The sequence below is a fragment of the Bradyrhizobium sp. HKCCYLRH3061 genome (assembly GCF_051168015.1).
In the GTDB taxonomy this organism is placed as follows: domain Bacteria; phylum Pseudomonadota; class Alphaproteobacteria; order Rhizobiales; family Xanthobacteraceae; genus Bradyrhizobium.
Genome location: NZ_JBNPUE010000005.1, coordinates 200,724 through 217,649, shown reverse-complemented (window position 1 = coordinate 217,649; position 16,926 = coordinate 200,724). Strand labels below are relative to the sequence as shown.

General features: G+C 66.1%; 16 protein-coding genes. 6 read left to right on the top strand and 10 right to left on the bottom strand.

Features of this window, described 5'->3' with window-relative positions:
* Nucleotides 1-53: 53 nt before the first annotated feature.
* On the bottom strand, nt 54-2,027 hold the full coding sequence (locus ACQR2C_RS11735; protein ID WP_434881178.1) for an ABCB family ABC transporter ATP-binding protein/permease: 1,974 nt from the start codon (nt 2,025-2,027) through the stop codon (nt 54-56).
* Between the two features lie 245 nt (nt 2,028-2,272).
* Between ACQR2C_RS11735 and ACQR2C_RS11730 the strand changes: the two genes are divergently transcribed.
* On the top strand, nt 2,273-2,875 hold the full coding sequence (locus ACQR2C_RS11730) for a TIGR00730 family Rossman fold protein (protein ID WP_434881177.1): 603 nt from the start codon (nt 2,273-2,275) through the stop codon (nt 2,873-2,875).
* A 3-nt stretch (nt 2,876-2,878) separates the two neighbouring features.
* Here the strand turns inward: ACQR2C_RS11730 and ACQR2C_RS11725 are convergent, their stop codons facing one another.
* The 4 genes from ACQR2C_RS11725 to cysS form a co-directional block, all read right to left on the bottom strand.
* Entirely contained in the window at nt 2,879-3,256 is a 378-nt protein-coding gene (locus ACQR2C_RS11725) for a VOC family protein (RefSeq protein WP_315803092.1), read from the bottom strand.
* Nucleotides 3,257-3,371: 115 nt separating this feature from the next.
* Nucleotides 3,372-4,985 (bottom strand): citramalate synthase, encoded by a 1,614-nt coding sequence (cimA, locus tag ACQR2C_RS11720; RefSeq protein ID WP_434881176.1) that lies wholly within the window; start codon nt 4,983-4,985, stop codon nt 3,372-3,374.
* The gene (locus ACQR2C_RS11715) at nt 4,982-5,485 is read right to left on the bottom strand and encodes a GNAT family N-acetyltransferase (RefSeq protein WP_315803090.1); all 504 of its coding nucleotides are present in this window, start codon (nt 5,483-5,485) and stop codon (nt 4,982-4,984) included. Before ACQR2C_RS11715 ends, cimA begins: the two co-directional genes overlap by 4 nt.
* A gap of 113 nt (nt 5,486-5,598) precedes the next feature.
* Complete coding sequence (gene cysS / locus ACQR2C_RS11710) at nt 5,599-7,008, bottom strand: cysteine--tRNA ligase (RefSeq protein ID WP_434881175.1); 1,410 nt, start codon at nt 7,006-7,008, stop codon at nt 5,599-5,601.
* Between the two features lie 390 nt (nt 7,009-7,398).
* Here cysS and ACQR2C_RS11705 point away from each other — a divergent pair, with 390 nt between their 5' ends.
* Nucleotides 7,399-7,707: a hypothetical protein gene (locus ACQR2C_RS11705; RefSeq protein ID WP_316180680.1), complete on the top strand. Its 309-nt coding sequence runs from the start codon at nt 7,399-7,401 to the stop codon at nt 7,705-7,707.
* A gap of 153 nt (nt 7,708-7,860) precedes the next feature.
* Nucleotides 7,861-9,024, top strand: a complete 1,164-nt coding sequence (locus tag ACQR2C_RS11700) for a DUF2865 domain-containing protein (RefSeq protein WP_434881174.1) — start codon at nt 7,861-7,863, stop codon at nt 9,022-9,024.
* 26 nt (nt 9,025-9,050) lie between these two features.
* Here ACQR2C_RS11700 and ACQR2C_RS11695 read toward each other — a convergent pair whose 3' ends face one another.
* The 3 genes from ACQR2C_RS11695 to ACQR2C_RS11685 are packed head-to-tail and all read right to left on the bottom strand — an operon-like array spanning nt 9,051 to nt 12,223.
* Nucleotides 9,051-10,469, bottom strand: coding sequence for a nitrilase-related carbon-nitrogen hydrolase (locus tag ACQR2C_RS11695; RefSeq protein ID WP_434881173.1), 1,419 nt, complete (start codon nt 10,467-10,469; stop codon nt 9,051-9,053).
* A gap of 12 nt (nt 10,470-10,481) precedes the next feature.
* The gene (locus ACQR2C_RS11690; RefSeq protein WP_434881172.1) at nt 10,482-10,835 is read right to left on the bottom strand and encodes a diacylglycerol kinase; all 354 of its coding nucleotides are present in this window, start codon (nt 10,833-10,835) and stop codon (nt 10,482-10,484) included.
* Nucleotides 10,835-12,223: a class II 3-deoxy-7-phosphoheptulonate synthase gene (locus ACQR2C_RS11685; RefSeq protein ID WP_316180675.1), complete on the bottom strand. Its 1,389-nt coding sequence runs from the start codon at nt 12,221-12,223 to the stop codon at nt 10,835-10,837. Before ACQR2C_RS11685 ends, ACQR2C_RS11690 begins: the two co-directional genes overlap by 1 nt.
* A gap of 823 nt (nt 12,224-13,046) precedes the next feature.
* Here ACQR2C_RS11685 and ACQR2C_RS11680 point away from each other — a divergent pair.
* Both ACQR2C_RS11680 and ACQR2C_RS11675 read left to right on the top strand, forming a co-directional pair.
* Complete coding sequence (locus ACQR2C_RS11680) at nt 13,047-13,406, top strand: hypothetical protein (RefSeq protein WP_316180673.1); 360 nt, start codon at nt 13,047-13,049, stop codon at nt 13,404-13,406.
* Nucleotides 13,369-13,833 (top strand): hypothetical protein, encoded by a 465-nt coding sequence (locus ACQR2C_RS11675; protein WP_434881171.1) that lies wholly within the window; start codon nt 13,369-13,371, stop codon nt 13,831-13,833. The genes ACQR2C_RS11680 and ACQR2C_RS11675 overlap by 38 nt, the downstream gene beginning before the upstream one ends.
* 76 nt (nt 13,834-13,909) lie before the next feature.
* Here the strand turns inward: ACQR2C_RS11675 and ACQR2C_RS11670 are convergent, their stop codons facing one another.
* Nucleotides 13,910-14,638, bottom strand: a complete 729-nt coding sequence (locus tag ACQR2C_RS11670) for a sulfite exporter TauE/SafE family protein (protein WP_434881170.1) — start codon at nt 14,636-14,638, stop codon at nt 13,910-13,912.
* Nucleotides 14,639-14,680: 42 nt separating this feature from the next.
* Nucleotides 14,681-14,872: a hypothetical protein gene (locus tag ACQR2C_RS11665; RefSeq protein WP_434881169.1), complete on the bottom strand. Its 192-nt coding sequence runs from the start codon at nt 14,870-14,872 to the stop codon at nt 14,681-14,683.
* Nucleotides 14,873-15,200: 328 nt separating this feature from the next.
* Between ACQR2C_RS11665 and ACQR2C_RS11660 the strand changes: the two genes are divergently transcribed.
* The gene (locus ACQR2C_RS11660) at nt 15,201-16,913 is read left to right on the top strand and encodes a jacalin-like lectin (protein ID WP_434881168.1); all 1,713 of its coding nucleotides are present in this window, start codon (nt 15,201-15,203) and stop codon (nt 16,911-16,913) included.
* The last annotated feature ends 13 nt before the right edge of the window (nt 16,914-16,926 follow it).

Below are 16,926 nucleotides of genomic sequence, written 5' to 3'. Positions count from 1 at the left end.
TCAAAATGAATCCTTAATGCAGTCTTGAGTTCAGATCAGGGCGGTCCGCAGCATCATTCGGCGGCGCTGGCTACCCGTCCCGCCAGATCCGGCCCGGCGACATCCGGTTCGCCCCGATCAGGCGGATTGCGGTTCGGCGCCGTGGCCTCATCGCCGATCTGCGCCAGTTTTTCGCGCGCCTCCTCGGCCTCGCGCTGCCGGTTCCACATGCCGGCATACAGCCCGCTTTTGGCCAGCAGCTCGGCGTGGGTGCCGCGCTCGGCGATGCGACCCCGGTCGAGCACGATGATCTCATCGGCCGCTACGATGGTCGAAAGCCGGTGCGCGATCACGAGCGAGGTGCGGTTGCGCGACACGCCATCGAGCGCCTCCTGGATCTCGTGCTCGGTATGGCTGTCCAGCGCCGAGGTCGCCTCGTCCAGCACGAGGATCGGCGGCCCCTTCAGGATGGTGCGGGCAATCGCGACGCGCTGCTTCTCGCCACCGGAGAGCTTGAGGCCGCGCTCTCCCACCTGGGTCTCGTAGCCCTTCGGCGCCATCCGGATCAGACCGTCGATCTGGGCCAGCCTCGCCGCCTCCTCAACAGCGGCGTCGTCCGCATCCCAGCGTCCGTAGCGGATGTTGTAGCGGATGGTGTCATTGAACAGCACGGTATCCTGCGGCACCATCCCGATCTGGGCGCGCAGCGACACCTGGGTAACATCGCGGATGTCCTGGCCATCGATCAGAATGCGGCCGCCGGAGACGTCGTAGAGCCGAAACAGCAGCCGCGAGATGGTCGACTTGCCAGCACCGGACGGCCCCACGATCGCGACCGTCTTGCCCGCCGGCACCTCGAAGCTGAGCCCCTGCAGGATCGGCCGCTCCAGCTCATAGGCGAAGCGGACATCCTCGAAGCGGACGTTGCCGGAGGTCACCACCAAAGGCGCCGCTCCGGGCGCGTCGTTCACCTCGGCATCGCGCGTGAGCACGCCGAACATCTTCTCGATATCGATGATGGCCTGCTTGATCTCGCGATAGACCATGCCCATGAAGTTCAGCGGCTGATAGAGCTGGATCATCATGCTGTTGATCATGACGAAGTCGCCGACGGTGTTGCGTCCCTGGCGCACGCCCTGGGCGCACATCAGCATGGCCACCGTCAACCCGACCGTGAAGATCACGGCCTGCCCGGCGTTGAGCACCGCCAGCGAGGTATAGGTCTTCACGCTGGCCCGCTCGTAGCGCTCCATCGAACGGTCGTAGCGCTCCGCCTCGCGCGCCTCGGCGCCGAAATATTTCACCGTCTCGTAGTTGAGCAGCGAGTCGATCGCCTTGGTGTTGGCGTCCGTATCCGAGTCGTTCATGCGGCGCCGGATCTCGATGCGCCACTCGGTCGCGATGTAGGTGTAATAGAGATACGCCGCGACCATGGTCAGCGTGACCAGCACGTAGCGCCAGTCGAACTGCCACAGCAGCACCGCGGTCAGCAGCGAGACCTCGACGATGGTCGGGATCAGCTGCAGGATCACCATGCGCACGATGGTCTCGATCGCGTTGCGGCCGCGCTCGAGCACGCGGGTCAGGCCGCCAGTCTTGCGCTCCAGATGGAAGCGCAGCGACAATTCGTGCATGTGGACGAAGGTGATGGTCGCGAGCTTGCGCACCGCATGCATGGCGACACGGGCAAAAATACCGTCGCGCCACTGCGTCAGCACCGCCATCAGCACCCGAATCCCGCCGTAGCTTGCCGTCATGACGATCGGCGAGGCCACCAGCCAGAACGCCCAGTTATCGGGCGCGATCGGCGCGGTGTTGGCGCCGGTCAACGCGTCGGTCGCCCACTTGAAGGTGAAAGGCAGAACCAGCGTCGCCACCTTGGCCGCGAGCAGCAGCACCACGGACCACAGCACGCGCATCTTCAGATCGGCGCGATCGCTCGGCCAGATGAAGGGCCACAAATGGCGCAGCGTACCGGCCAGCGTTCCCTGCTCGAGGGACGATGACGGCTGGTTGGCGGCTGCTTCGGAGGAGGAATCGGGCGGCATCAAACGTTCTGGAACAGCGAGTGTTTTGGCATGTTGTGATGCCGGGGCGTTGCCTGCGTCATATAGAGTGTCCGGGCGCCGGATGCACCGGTACGTCGACGGAATCCGTTACCGCGGCGCAGTATTTGCATACTCGTTTTCGGACAAATGGACCCATTCAGCCTGCATCATCCCGTGAAAGCCCGCGAATCCACGTCCTCCGCCCTCGTCTTGACGCCTTTCAACTGCAGTGTCACACCGCTCCAATGACTGAAATCCGCACCGTTTGCGTCTATTGCGGCTCCGGCCCGGGGACGAATCCCAGCTTCATCGAATCGGCGAAGGCACTCGGCAAGGCGCTTGCCGAGAACGGCGTCAGGCTCGTCTATGGCGGCGGCTCCATCGGCATGATGGGCGCGGTCGCCAAGGCCGTGCTGGACCATGGCGGTGACGTCACCGGCATCATCCCCGACTTCCTGGTGAAGAAGGAGGTCATGATGCCACTGAAGGATCTCATCGTCACGCCGGACATGCACGAGCGCAAGCGGCTGATGTTCGAGCATTCGGACGCGTTCGTGGCGCTGCCCGGCGGCATCGGCACGCTCGAAGAGCTGGTCGAGCAGTTGACCTGGAAGCAGCTCGGACGCCACGCCAAGCCGGTGCTGATGGCCAATATCGACGGCTTCTGGGAACCGCTGTTCGCGCTGCTGGCCCACATGCGCGAGACCGAGTTCATCCGCCCCGGCTTCCAGATCGAGCTGCTCAAGGCCGAACGCGTCGAGGACATCCTGCCGCGCCTGCGCGACGCCGCCGCCCGCGTCGCCAAGGAAGAGACCGAGATGGCGCCGGAGATCGCCAAGCGGCTCTGATCCCTATTCGGCCGGAAACGTCACCGCCTCGATCCGATTGCCGTCGGGATCGAGCACGAAGGCGGCGTAGTAGCGGACGCGGTCATGCGGCCGCAGCCCCGGTGCGCCGTCCGAGACACCGCCTGCCTCCAGCGCCGCGGCGTGGAATGCATCGACGTCGTCGGAGCTCCTGGCACGGAAGCAAAGGTGCGAGCCCGTCTCGGCGGATACCCGCGCCATGCCGGCGCGCAGATTGATCCAGAATTCCGGATAACTCTTGCCGAAGCCGATCGTGCTGGGACGTTCGACCAGGCGCGTCAAACCAAGCGGCGCCAACGTGCGCTCGTAGAACCGCGCGCTGCGGGCGAGATCGCTGACACCGACTGAGACGTGGTCGATCATGCGTTTGCTCCTGCCCTCTCCGCGTCATTGCGAGGAGCGAAGCGACGAAGCAATCCAGAGTCGTGCATTCAGCCCTGGATTGCTTCGCTTCGCTCGCCATGACGGATGCATCACCTCAACCCGGCGCGCCGGACTTCACCAGCTTGTAGAACACCGAATCCATCAGCGCCTGGAACGAGGCGTCGATGATGTTGGGCGAGACGCCGACCGTGGTCCAGCGCTCCCCCTTTTCGTCCTCGCTTTCGATCAGCACGCGCGTGACCGCCTCGGTGCCGCCATTGAGGATGCGGACGCGATAGTCGATCAGCTTGAGGCCGTCGATGTAGCCCTGGTATTTTCCGAGATCCTTGCGCAGCGCGACGTCGAGCGCATTGACCGGACCGTTGCCTTCGGCCGCGGAGATCAGCCGCTCGCCGGCGACGTCAACCTTGACGACGGCCAGCGCCACCGTGACGCGCTCGCCGACCGCGTTGTAGCGCTGCTCGACATTGACGTCGAACTGCTCGACGCGAAAATACTCCGGGACCGAGCCCAGTGTACGCCGCGCCAGCAGCTCGAACGAGGCGTTGGCGGATTCGTAGGCATAGCCCGCGGCCTCGCGCTCCTTCAGCTCCTCGACCAGGCGCGTGAGCTTCGGATCGCTCTTGCTGAAGGGGACGCCGCCGCGCTCCAGTGCTGCGATCACGTTGGAGCGGCCGGCCTGGTCCGACACCAGCACCTTGCGGCGATTGCCGACGCTCTCGGGCAGCACGTGCTCATAGGTCTGCGGATCCTTCAGCACGGCCGAGGCATGGATGCCTGTCTTGGTCACGAAGGCGCTCTCGCCGACATAAGGCGCGTGCCGGTTCGGGGCGCGGTTCAGCATGTCGTCGAGCGTCCGAGAGACCTTCACGAGGCCGCTGAGCTGCTCGTCGGAGACGGCGATCTCGAAGCGCTCAGAGAACTCGGTCTTCAGCTTCAATGTCGGGATCAGCGAGCACAGATTGGCGTTGCCGCAGCGCTCGCCGAGCCCGTTCAAGGTGCCCTGGATCTGGCGCGCGCCGGCGCGGACCGCGGCCAGCGAATTCGCGACTGCCTGCTCGGTGTCGTTATGGGCGTGGATGCCGAGGTGATCGCCCGGCACCTGCTTGGCGACCTCGCCGACGATCGCTTCGATCTCGTGCGGCATGGTGCCGCCATTGGTGTCGCACAGCACGACCCAGCGTGCGCCGGCCTCATAGGCCGCGCGTGCGCAGGCCAGGGCGAACGCCGCGTTCTCCTTGTAGCCGTCGAAGAAATGCTCGCAGTCGAGCATCACCTCGCGTCCCGCGGCCTTTGCGGCCGTCACGCTGTCGCGGATCGAGGCGAGGTTCTCCTCGTTGGTGGTCTCCAGCGCGACGCGCACCTGATAGGCGGATGACTTCGCGACGAAGCAGATCGCGTCCGCCTTGGCGTCCAGCAGTGCGGCGACGCCCGGATCGTTGGACACCGAGCGTCCTGCCCGGCGCGTCATCCCGAAGGCAGTGAAGCGGGCATGGCCGAGCTTGGGCTTGGCGGCGAAGAACTCGGTGTCGAGCGGGTTGGCGCCGGGATAGCCGCCCTCGACATAGTCGATGCCGAGATCGTCGAGCATGCGCGCGATCGCCTGCTTGTCGGCCAGCGTGAAATCGACACCGTTGGTCTGCGCACCGTCGCGCAAGGTGGTGTCGAACAGATAAAGTCGTTCTCTGCTTGTGCCTGCCCTGCTCATGCCTGCGCTCCCCCGGAGCCGAGCGTCTTCTTCATCGTGGTGTTGGCGAGCCACTCGCCATTGATGGAGACGCTGTTGCGCTGCTGCGCGACATAGCCGCGCTTGCGGAAGAATTCGACCGCCGTGTCGCTGGCGTCGACCGACAGACCGGTCGTGCCGCGCGCGCCCGCCAGCTTTTCCAGTGCGTCGCATAGCAGGGCGCCGACGCCCTGCCCCGCCGCGTTCGGATGAACGTAGAGCATGTCGATGTGATCGTTTCCCTTCAGCGCGGCGAAGCCGACCGGCGAGCCCTGCAGGGTCGCAATCAAGGTGAGCTCGGATGCCAGCCTCTTGCCGAAGCCCGTCTCATCCTCCGCAGCGGACGCCCAGGCCTCCTGCTGCTCCTCGCTGTAGTCGTCACCTGTCAGCCCCTGGATGCTGGCGACGAAGATCGCGGCGAGCAGCGGCGTATCAGCAGGAAGAAACGGCCGCAGCGCGGGCCTCGGGAGAGCCTGTCCCATGCGTCACCACATGCCATAGAGTTTCGTGACCAGCGCCACTGCGCCCGCGATCAGCACCAGTTTGAGCAGGATGTAGTATAGCCAGTGCCGCGGAAACGGGGTGTCGGGCTTGCTCATCGCGCAATCTCCCAGGTCGTGACCGGCTTGCCGTCGGCGCCTTTGCCATCCTTCAATACAACGCCCATCGCCGCGAGCGCGTCGCGCAGGCGATCGGACTCCTTGAAGTCCTTCCGCGCGCGGGCCGCGGTACGCTCGGCGATCAGGCCTTCGACCTCGGCGGCGTCCACGCCCTTGGCCTGCTGCTTTCGCGCTTCCCATTGCACGGCGGTCTCCGACAGGAAACCCGCAAAGCGAAGCGAGCCGGCAAAGGCAGCGCGATCCAACTCGCCGCCGGACGCCGCACGGCTCCGCAACGCGTGCAGCTCTGCGATCATCAGCGGCGTGTTGAGATCGTCGACGAGCGCCGCGATGATCTCAGGCTCCGGCTGCTCGCCCGGCGCATCGGCCGCGACGCGATACCAGTCGTCGAGCGTCTTGGCGCTCTCCTCCAGGCCCTTGACCGTCCAGTCCGCCGGCGAGCGATAATGCATCTTGAGCATGTTGAGGCGCAGCACCTCGCCGGGCCAGTCCGCCAGCAGGTCGCGAATGGTGACGAAATTGCCGAGGCTCTTCGACATCTTCGCGCCCTCGACCTGGACGAACTCGTTGTGCAGCCAGTAGTTCGCCATCACTGAGGTGCCATGGGCGCAACGCGACTGCGCGATCTCGTTCTCATGATGCGGGAAGATCAGGTCGAGCCCGCCGCCATGGATGTCGAAGACCTCACCGAGATAGGCCGCGCTCATCGCCGAGCACTCGATGTGCCAGCCCGGGCGGCCGCGGCCCCACGGGCTGTCCCAGCCCGGCTCGTCCTCCGACGACTGCTTCCACAGCACGAAGTCGGCAGGGTTCTTCTTGTGTGCGTCGACGGCCACGCGCGCGCCGGCAAGCTGCTCGTCGAGCTTGCGACCCGACAGCGCGCCATAGTCCGGCATTGATCGGGTGTCGAACAACACCTCGCCGCCCGCCTCATAGGCGTGGCCACGCGCGATCAGTTGCTTGATCAGGGTCACCATATCCGCCTTGCCATCGGGGCGCGGCAGCACGAACTCGGTGGCGCGTGGCTCGAAGGTCGGAGGCAGGCTGCCGAGCGCAGCCGCGTCGCTGCGGAACTGATTGGCCGTCACCTCGGTAACCTTCCGGATCGCCTCGTTCAGCGGCAGCCCGGGAAAGTCACGCGCGGCGCGGGCGTTGATCTTGTCGTCGACATCCGTGATGTTGCGGACATAGGTGACGTGCTTTTCGCCATAGAGATGCCGCAGCAGCCGGAACAGCACGTCGAAGACGATCACCGGGCGCGCATTGCCGATATGGGCGAAGTCGTAGACCGTCGGTCCGCAGACATACATGCGGACGTTGTTGCGATCGAGCGGCACGAAGGGGCGCTTCTCCCGCGATGCGGTGTCGTACAAACGCAAGTCCATGGTCCGTCCCCGAATGCCCTGTGCTCACCGCCTCGCCGGACCGACAGGTCCATGACGAGGCGCAACGGGTGTCCTACGCCGAACGACCGACCGCGAGCGGACGGCAACGGCACGAATCACGCTTCCGACCTGCCGGCCGGGCGTCCTGATCATCTCTGTTGAGAAAAGACGGCCTCAGCCAGCGAATCGCTAGCGCGTAATCTCGCGGCAAATGCAGCAGATGGCGAGGAAACCGTTCATGAAACTCACCATGATGCAGCAGGCTGTCTCCGTCAAGAGCCGCAAAACGGCCGCTTTCACTGCCCAAATGCTCGCGCCCCGCCTCATGGTTAATCATTTTTAACCTTTTGGGCCTAACCATGAGTTGTCTCCTACACCCACCGGTGCACCATGCGAATCTCCCCGGCGCTGCTCGCCTGCTGTGTTCTCCTCGCCGCCGCGACCACCGCCACGGCGGAGAGCCGCATCTTCATCATCGCCAACGAAGCCGACGGCTACGGCGTCGACCAGTGCCTCGCCAAGGGCGACCGCTGCGGCGCCTCGGCTGCGCGCTCGTACTGCCAATCACGGGATTTTGCACAGGCCTCCTCCTATCGCCGCGTCGACCCCGATGAAATCACCGGATCGGTGCCGAAAGCCGGCGCAAACTGCGCCCATGGCGGCTGCAGCGACTTTGTCGCGATCACCTGCCAGCGCTGAGACGGCCGGGAACGGCGGTTCCCGCCACCCCGGCGCCCCGGAAACGACGTGACGATGCCCGACAAAGCGGCTATGGGATGCCCGCCGCTGCCGCGATTTTTCCGAATTCTGTGCTAGTCCCGCGGCTGCACCCATGGACCGGAATACCGCATCTTGATCGCATCCCTGTCTCCGCGCCTGTTGGCCCTCTCTGCGCTGCTCGGACTGACCCTGACCGGCTCGCACGCCCTGGCGCAATCCAGCTCCGATTCCTATGCGCAGATGCCGCCGGGCCCGCCCGGGCCGCAGGCCGGCGTCAATCCGATCTGCCCACGTCTGGAAGCGCAGCTCGCCTCGATCGATCGCGGCGGTGGCGGCGATCCCGCGCGTGAGGACCAGATCCGGCGTTATCAGGACGCGGCCGCCAAGCAGCAAGGCGAGCTCGACCGCGTCAGCATGCAGGCCAAGCGCATGGGTTGCGACAGCCCCGGCTTCTTTTCGATCTTCAACGGCCGCGCGGCCGAATGCCAGCCGGTGAACAACCAGATCCAGCAGATGCGCTCCAACCTGGACCAGATCATGGGCAGCCTGGAGCGTCTGCGCAGCGGTGGGTTCGGCGGTGAGCGCGACAACCAGCGCCGCTCGGTGCTGGTTGCCCTCGGCCAGAACAATTGCGGCCCGCAGTACCAGCAATATGCCAATGCAAACGCCAATCGCAGCGGCGGCGGCAACTTCCTGACCAGCCTGTTCGGCGGCGGGGCCGACAGCAATCCCGCCGCATCGCTGCCGCCGCCGAGCGCCGATCTCGCGGCGCCGCAGGGCACCTTTCGGACCGTGTGCGTGCGCAGCTGCGACGGCGCCTATTTCCCGATCTCGTTTGCCACCGTTCCCGGCCGCTTCGCCGACGACGAGCGCGCCTGCAAGGCGCAATGCCCTGCCGCCGACGCGACGCTGTTCACCTATCGCAATCCCGGCGAAGACATGAACCAGGCGGTCTCGGTCAACGGTCAGCCCTACACCGCGCTGCCGAATGCCTTCAAGTTCCGCACCGAGTTCAACCCGAGCTGTTCCTGCAAGGCGCCGGGCCAGACCTGGGCGGAGGCACTGAAGTCGATCGACGACCGAGCCACCGCCGCCGAGCAGGGCGACATCATCGTCACCGAGGAGAGCGCCAAGCGCATGCAGCAGCGCCAGACCGGCAGGGCGCCGGCGAACGTCGCCAGGAAGGGTGCCGCGCCGGCCGAGGCCGCAGCGCCAGCGACCGCGGACATCACGACCAGCGCTGGCGGCGACAAGCAGATCCGCACGGTCGGACCGACTTTCATCCCGCAGCGCTGATCGAGTCAGTCGCCGGGCCATGGGCGTCATCCCTCGAACGCGTCTGATGACGCGCGGTCGGCAAGCGCCCGGTCGTCGCGCGCCTCCAGCGGACTCGTGATCAGAGCGGGCGAGATGACCTCGCCCGACGGTCCCAGCGCGTCAGCGAACCGCCAGCGGTTTCGCAATGCTGCGAGACGACGCAACTGTGCCGGGCCGATGCCTTCGAGCGGCGCAAACCCGCCAGCCACGTCGCCGATCTCGGCCGTGGCGCCGACGACAACGGCCAGCGCGCCGGACAGGCTCGCCAGTGCCATCAGCAGCGTCGCGCGGACGCGGGCCAGCAATTGATGACGGGCGCTTCCCGCAAGCGGCCCGGGCAGCGCGCGCTCGAAGCCTTCGACGGCGGCCGCGATCGGTACCCGCTCGGCGGCGAAGCCGAGTCGCGCCGCGACCGCCATGGCCTGATCCAGCGACGCCTGCGACGTGCCGGGTCCGGACAGCATCACGCCGCGGACTTTGCCGGACCCGAGCGCATCGACCGCCAGGGCTGCGGCCAGCGCCGACTCGATGGCTCCGGTCAGGCCGAGCACGATGCCGGTGAAGCCGTGCTTCTCGACGTGGTCGCGCAGGCCGAGCACGCGGGCCGCGTAGTCCGCCTCTTCGCCCTCGATCAGCGTGGTGACCGGTCCCCGGCACTGCCAGCCATCGTCTCCCCTGCTCCATGCCAAGGTCGCGACTTCAGCGACGAAGCCCGGGAGCTGTGCCGCCACCGAGAGATCGGCGTTCAGCGCGAAGGACGCGCCGTCGAACACCTCGCCGTCCTGACCGCCGACCTGGTTGAGCCAGACGAGCGGCAGATCGCTTTCGGTGACGCGGGCCACGGCGGCCGACAGGCGCCGGTCGCCGCCGCTGCGCACGTAGCATGAGCGGCTCGGCACGACGATGAGCTCGGCCCCGGTTTCCGCCAGCGTCTCGACGACGTTTTCGTAGTTCGAGGAGTCTTCGAGCGAGATGTCCTCGCCGATCGCGACCCCGATGCGGACGCCCCGCACGCTGAGCGGGCCGGCCGCCGGGCCGCGCGTGAACACGCGCTTCTGATCACCATCGGCCAGGTTGGCCTTGAAGCGCGTCGCGGCGATGCGGCCGGCGTCGAGCAGCACGCAGGCATTGTAGAGCTTGCCGTCCTCGGTCCAGGGCGTGCCGATCAGCACCGCCGGCCCGCCATCGGCGGTCTCGCGCGCGAGCGCCTCGATCGCGGCCCGGCACGCGGCCTGAAATGCCGGCTTCAGCACCGGGTCCCGGGATGGATGCCCCGCCAGGAACAGCTCCGGCAGCACCACGAGATCGGCGCCGTCGGCCGCCGCCCTCGCCCGCGCCTCGCGCGCCTTCGCGGCATTTCCCGCGATGTCGCCGGCCGTCGGGTTGAGCTGGGCCAGCGTGATCCTGAAGAAGTCAGCGGCCATCGCTCAACTCATTCACAGCAGCCCGAGCCGCTCGGCGATCGCGAACAGCCAGAAGCAGCCCGACATCAGCAGCGCGACGCCGACTGCGGCCGAGCCGAGATCCTTGACCCGGCCGATCTGCAGATCGTGCTCGGTGGTCAGGCGGTCGGCGAGCTTCTCGATCGCGGTGTTCAGCAGCTCGACGACCAGCACCAGCACCACCGCGCAGACCAGCTCGACGCTGCGCATCGGCGTGACGCCGATGACATAGGCCAGCGGCAGCGCCAGCAGGAATGCGACGACCTCCTCGCGCACCGCCTGCTCGGAGCGGAGCGCGAAGGCCAGGCCATTGCGCGAGTTGAGCGTCGCGCGCCAGATGCGCAGCATCAGAAGCCCGCGACCGCCGGCATCGGTGCGGACTTGCCGCCGCGCTGCTGCTTGAGCAGCTCGGCGATCAGGAACGCCATGTCGATCGACTGCTCGGCGTTCAGCCTGGGATCGCACACCGTGTGATAGCGGTCGTTGAGATCCTCGTCGGTGATCGCCCGCGCGCCGCCGATGCACTCGGTGACATCCTTGCCGGTCATCTCGAGATGGATGCCGCCGGCATGGGTGCCCTCCGCGGCATGCACCGCGAAGAACGCGCGCACCTCGGACACGATGCGGTCGAACGGCCGCGTCTTGTAGCCCGAGGTCGAGGTGATGGTGTTGCCGTGCATCGGATCGCACGACCACACCACCTTGCGCCCTTCCCGCTGGACCGCGCGGATCAGTCCCGGCAGATGATCGCCGACCTTGTCGGCGCCGAAGCGGTTGATCAGCGTCAGCCGTCCCGGCTCGTTGTCGGGGTTGAGGATGTCGATCAGCTTGAGCAGTTCGTCCGGCTTCAGCGATGGGCCGCATTTCAGGCCGATCGGGTTCTTGATGCCGCGGAAATATTCGACATGGCCGTGATCGAGCTGGCGGGTGCGGTCGCCGATCCAGATGAAATGGCCAGAGGTCGCGTACCAGTCGCCGGTGGTGGAATCGACACGGGTGAAGGCCTGCTCGTAGCCGAGCAGCAGCGCCTCGTGGCTGGTGTAGAAGTCGGTGGCGCGCAGCTCCGGATGGCTTTCGAGGTCGAGGCCGCAGGCGCGCATGAAGTTGAGCGCCTCCGAGATGCGGTCGGCGAGCTCCTTGTAGCGGCGCGACTGCGGTGAATCCTTGACGAAGCCGAGCATCCACTGATGCACGCTGCCGAGATTGGCGAAGCCGCCGGTGGCAAACGCCCGCAGCAGGTTCAACGTCGCCGCCGACTGCCGGTAGGCGTCGAGCTGACGCTGCGGATTGGGGATACGCGCCTCGGCGGTGAAGGCGGTGTCGTTGACGATGTCGCCGCGATAGCTCGGCAGCTCGACGCCATCGATCTTTTCGGTGGGCGAGGAGCGCGGCTTGGCGAACTGGCCGGCGATGCGGCCAACCTTCACCACCGGCACCGCGCCGGCATAGGTCATGACGACAGCCATTTGCAGCAGCACGCGGAAGAAGTCGCGGATGTTGTTGGCGCCGTGCTCGGCAAAGCTCTCGGCGCAGTCGCCGCCCTGCAGCAGGAACGCATCGCCGGCCGCCACCCGCGCCAGCGCCTTCTTCAGGTTGCGCGCCTCGCCGGCGAACACCAGCGGCGGAAAGGTCGCAAGCTGCGCCTCGACCTCGGCCAGCGCCTTCTGGTCGGGATAGTCGGGCACCTGCTGCACCGGCTTGGACCGCCAGCTCTCCGGGCTCCAGCGCTCCGTCATGGCTTTCTACTCCCTCTGGACGGCCGCACGCTTGTTCCCCGCACGGCGGCGCGCGCCTTATACACAGCCTGCCCCCGGACTGCCATCTGGAATTTAAGTCGTCCGGCCAAGCCATTGCGGCAGCGAAGGGATTCTGACCAGGTTGAGATTTCGGGTGATCCCGGAGCCGCATGCCTGCTCCCGTGTCCGCGAGCCCCGCGCCGCCGGCGGTGAAGACATGCAACACGCTCCCGCGACGCGGCTGCGCCCGAGCTATGCTGGACCTCGTTCGCCCTCCAAGAGGTCGGAGGGCGCAGGGAATGCCGGACGATGGCCTCGCCCATGGCCCGCCTGCGGAAGAAAGTGCAGGCGGCAGGTACCACAGGTTCAGCCGATCAACCGGCATTCCCTGCGCGATGGTCTTCACGCTTATACGCAGTCTGCCTGGTGCACCGGGCTTGTTGGCCACCATTGCCCGCGCGGCGCGTTAGCGCCGTCGCGAACGTGACACCAGCGTCGGGGTGTCAGCACGCTGCGACTTCACGTCCGCGCCAAGCCGTTCGTCCGCGCATCCTTGCGGATACGCTGCGGCTCCCTCGCGGCCATCGCTCCCCGCCTCGCGTGTCGTGACGATCGCGCGCAACGCCCCTCCGAGTGAGGCGGGATGCGCGCAATAGAGCATGATTTCTGATATTCGTAAAGACAAATCTTTGCCCGACCGCAACGACCCGCGACCACGCCGATCCAGGCCCTGGACACACCGCTCGAACGCAGTGCCCCTCGTGCCGACTCTCCCCTTGTCCGCTCATGCTTACCGGCTACGATGTCGCCAGGATCGAACCCGATGCACGAAGACATCATCCATGTCCGCGCCATAATTAGGTTGCTGCCGGGCGAGGATAGCGGCCGGACGCAGCCGGTTCGTGCGGGCTATCGTCCCAACCACAATTTCTTCGGCTCTGAGAATCGCAACATGACCCTGGGACTCATCGACTTGCCTGCTGGTCTGGCGCTCCATCCAGGGGAAAGCATCGAGACTGTTGTCCAATTCCTGAACTGGCCGGGGCTGGACGGTCAGATCTATCCCGGTCGCGAATGGTGCATCCAGGAAGGCTATAGATTGATCGGGACCGGAACAGTCCTCGAGGTCCTTGATCCGTCAACCAATGACCGTCGACGTGGACAGCGAAGCAAGCCGGAATAACGTCTTGGCGTTCATCCCCGACCCTGAAAATCGCCGCAAGGTATTCGATCCTGACAGCGGCTACGAACTGAGGGGCATCTTCGGCTCCGTGCCGAAGAACGAATTCTGGTTCGACTTCTGCTTCGACGACATCACGTTCATGGTCAAATCGAAGCTGTCGTGGTCAACAGACCGTTTGAGACTTACGTTCACCTTCAACGTCGCACAACTTTATCACAGCTACAGATATAGTCCCCGTCGTGGGCGGGGGCAGGAAACGATGTGCTTGGCAGATTTCCGCGCACAGGCCCTGCCTCATTTGCGCAACGCAGTCGTAGCTTTCGCCACTCGCGCCCGCGGCGATCCTCGCCTCCCCGGAGAACGCTTGAAGGCTGAGGTTGAATTCGCCGATCCCGCTCCGGAGGACTGCGGCGGCCAAATGCGGTAAAGGTGGTGGACAACGCATAAACGCAATTGCGTTCGTTCATGCAGCAGAGCCGCGGTGACCGTGTTCCTTCGTCCGGTCACACGACCAGCAGCACTCCCGACAGCAGCAGGATGCCCAGGATGATCTTCCTGAACAGCGCGTCGTTGATCCTGCGGAAGGCGAGGATGCCGAGCGCCGTGCCGGCGAACAGCGCCGGGATGCTCAAGGCGAGATCGATGATCACCTTGGACGACAGATCCTGCCGGGCCAGCATCACCGCGAGCGAGGCGAGCTGAATGGCGGCAATGAACGGCTGGACGAGGCCGCGCTGCTCGGTCTTCGGCAAGCCATGCATCTCGCACCAGATCGTCGGCAGCGCACCCGGCATCGCCGTGAGGCCGCCGATGAGACCGCCGCCGAATCCGACGATGGCGGTGCGGCCTCGGTTCATCGGTTGAAGGCTGCCCAGCGCCGGCTTGAACAGCATGTAGCCGGCGTAGATCGCGATCGTCGCGCCAAACACCTGCTGAAACACGCGCGCGTCCGCATTGTGCAGCAGCCAAAGCGCGAGGGGGACGCCCAGCAGGCCGCCCAGGATCAGGACGAAACTGTCCTTCCAGCGGATGCTGCTGCGAAGCGCCCAGAGGTTCGTCGCCTGCACGCCGACGCTGCACGCCATCATCAACGGCACGGCCTCCAAAGGCTGCAGACTGTGCAGCAGGATCGCGCCGGCCACGGCGGAAAAGGCGAACCCGGCCAGGCCGGAAACGAAGGCACCAAAGAAAACGGCGGCGCTGAGCAGCAGAAATGATCCTGGTCCGGCCATGAAATAGCTCCGGCTGATGAAGTTGAAAATGAGCGGGGATCGTCAATCGTAGGGCTGGAGCGTTGCAGTCCCATCGGCCTGCGCTCCGCTTCGCGTGGCATCGCCCCGCAGCATCGTGGCTGCGACGACGTGCAGGAACAGGAAGACGGCGAGGATGCTAGCGGCCAACACCGCGCGGGGGATCATCGGCAGCTTGCGCCGCGGCCGAGCCTCGTTTGGCTGCATGTCCGTCATCTCCATCACCTGATGCCGGGCTTGCTAGCAGTTCAGCGTCCCCTCAGCGTCCCCCGAGCAGAGTATGGCGTGCGGCGTGTTTCCGTGCAGGGCGAGGAGGAGTCGGCGTCGGTCAGTTCCTCGGCGCTCGTCATTCGCAACCGCTGCCATGGCCGCGGTCGATCGCAGAGCGCAGGCGGATCGGTCGTGCGCACACGACGCAACCCCCGCTCGCATCTGCCATCCCGACACGCCGCGCGCAGAACATGCATCGATCCGTCATCAGGCCGACACGCGGCAGGTGATATCGCGCGCCCCGCTATCCGGCATCATCGAGGGGAATCGACCAATGACACTTCGCCTATGGGCGGGCGCAATCGCGCTTGGATGCACCAGCCTGCTCGGCAGCGCGCTGCACGCCGCAGACGGAACGTTCAGCACGCTGACCTACAACGTGGCGGAAACGCCGACCGCCTACAATGGCGGCAGCGACGCGCATTCGCGCGTGATCAGCTGCTATCTGCGCCAGTTCGGCATCGTCAACGTGCAGGAAGATTTTCTCTGGCACGCCGCGCTCTACGACACCTGCGACAACCATCCCTATCGCACGCCGACCTCGGGCACGGCCGGCATCGGCGACGGCATGAATACGCTCAGCGCCTATTCGTTCGACGATCTCGATCGCGTGACCTGGACCAAGCGCGCCGATTCGGACGCGCTGACTCCGAAGGGCTTCTCGCTGATCCGCACACGGCTGGCCGAAGGCGTCTATCTCGACTTCTACAACCTGCACGCCCAGTCCGGCACGTCCTCCACCGATCTCGCCTACAGCGAGTCCGACGTGGCGCAGATCCTGAGCTACATCGAGGCGAATTCGGCCGGCAACGCCGTCATGGTGATGGGCGACACCAACACGCGCTACACCCGGGCCGGCCAGAACATGTGGGAATTCCTGCATCACGGCTTCAGCGATGCGTGGATCGAGACGGTGCGCGGCGGCAGCGTGCCGCCGATCGGCGACCCGCTGGTCTGCGGCGGCACCCAGACGGCGCGGCCGGATTGCGAGATCGTCGACAAGGTGCTGTGGCGGAACAACGGCTTCCTGAACCTGCAGGCGTCCAACTATGCCGACCGCCAGGACGCGCTGGACTCGAACGGCGCGCAGCTCTCCGATCATCATCCGGTCGAGGTCGACTGGAGCTTCGCCACGGCCGCGAGCCGCAGGCTGAGCGACCAGTTCGGCGGGCCGCATGGCACGAGCTACAACGACGTCTCGGCGCTGCCGGCCAACCCGGTAGCGAGCAAGCTGACCATCCGCACCGGAGCCCGGGTCGACCAGGTCGAGCTGACGCTGTCCAACGGCTATGTCTACAGCCATGGCGGCACCGGCGGCACGGCGCAGAGCCTGGCGCTCGGCAGCGGCGAATATCTCACCTCGGTCAATCTGTGCAGTGATCAGTATCAGGGCCACACGCGCATCTTCCGGGTCGCGTTCGGCACCAGCGCGGGCCGCACTTTGTCGGGCGGCACGACGACGTCGAGCTGCACCAGCTACACCGCACCGAGCGGCTGGCAGATCACCGGCTTCCACGGCCGGTCCGGTGACGAGATCGACAAGCTCGGCGTCGTCTACGCGCCGGTCCCCACCGCCACAGCGCCAGCGCGCCAGCCGGTCCGCATCGTCAATCGCACGTCGGCGCTGTGCATGGACGCCAGCGGCGGCGCGATGGCCGACGGCACCGCCGTGATCCAGTGGTACTGCACCGGCGCCGCCAACCAGACCTGGAGCTACGACGATGCCAGCGGCATGATCCGCAGCATGCAGGACCCGCACTACTGCCTCGACAATAGCGGCAGCTATGGCGACGGCGCGCAGCTCGTCATCTGGACCTGCACCGGCAACAACAGCCAACGTTTCCGCTACGACGCTGCGGCCGGCACGATCGCGGTGCGCAGCTATCCGGTCGAGGTCATGAGCCAGAACGGCACCTCCGTCGGCAACCAGCTGCTGACCACCTCGGCCTCGGCGGCGGGATCGCAGCAATGGACGCTGGCGCCTTGAGCCGACCATGAAC

What these genes read in the sequence shown, in the direction of transcription:
- ACQR2C_RS11690 (WP_434881172.1), bottom strand. Translation starts at nt 10,835, where the DNA reads ATGCTGCGCATCTGGCGCGCGACGCTCAACTCGCGCAATGGCCTGGCC.
- ACQR2C_RS11685 (WP_316180675.1), bottom strand. Translation starts at nt 12,223, where the DNA reads ATGACGGAGCGCTGGAGCCCGGAGAGCTGGCGGTCCAAGCCGGTGCAG.
- ACQR2C_RS11715 (WP_315803090.1), bottom strand. Translation starts at nt 5,485, where the DNA reads ATGGGACAGGCTCTCCCGAGGCCCGCGCTGCGGCCGTTTCTTCCTGCT.
- cimA (WP_434881176.1), bottom strand. Translation starts at nt 4,985, where the DNA reads ATGAGCAGGGCAGGCACAAGCAGAGAACGACTTTATCTGTTCGACACC.
- ACQR2C_RS11660 (WP_434881168.1), top strand. Translation starts at nt 15,201, where the DNA reads ATGACACTTCGCCTATGGGCGGGCGCAATCGCGCTTGGATGCACCAGC.
- ACQR2C_RS11725 (WP_315803092.1), bottom strand. Translation starts at nt 3,256, where the DNA reads ATGATCGACCACGTCTCAGTCGGTGTCAGCGATCTCGCCCGCAGCGCG.
- ACQR2C_RS11670 (WP_434881170.1), bottom strand. Translation starts at nt 14,638, where the DNA reads ATGGCCGGACCAGGATCATTTCTGCTGCTCAGCGCCGCCGTTTTCTTT.
- ACQR2C_RS11695 (WP_434881173.1), bottom strand. Translation starts at nt 10,469, where the DNA reads ATGGCCGCTGACTTCTTCAGGATCACGCTGGCCCAGCTCAACCCGACG.
- ACQR2C_RS11665 (WP_434881169.1), bottom strand. Translation starts at nt 14,872, where the DNA reads ATGACGGACATGCAGCCAAACGAGGCTCGGCCGCGGCGCAAGCTGCCG.
- cysS (WP_434881175.1), bottom strand. Translation starts at nt 7,008, where the DNA reads ATGGACTTGCGTTTGTACGACACCGCATCGCGGGAGAAGCGCCCCTTC.
- ACQR2C_RS11680 (WP_316180673.1), top strand. Translation starts at nt 13,047, where the DNA reads ATGCACGAAGACATCATCCATGTCCGCGCCATAATTAGGTTGCTGCCG.
- ACQR2C_RS11705 (WP_316180680.1), top strand. Translation starts at nt 7,399, where the DNA reads ATGCGAATCTCCCCGGCGCTGCTCGCCTGCTGTGTTCTCCTCGCCGCC.
- ACQR2C_RS11735 (WP_434881178.1), bottom strand. Translation starts at nt 2,027, where the DNA reads ATGCCGCCCGATTCCTCCTCCGAAGCAGCCGCCAACCAGCCGTCATCG.
- ACQR2C_RS11730 (WP_434881177.1), top strand. Translation starts at nt 2,273, where the DNA reads ATGACTGAAATCCGCACCGTTTGCGTCTATTGCGGCTCCGGCCCGGGG.
- ACQR2C_RS11675 (WP_434881171.1), top strand. Translation starts at nt 13,369, where the DNA reads ATGACCGTCGACGTGGACAGCGAAGCAAGCCGGAATAACGTCTTGGCG.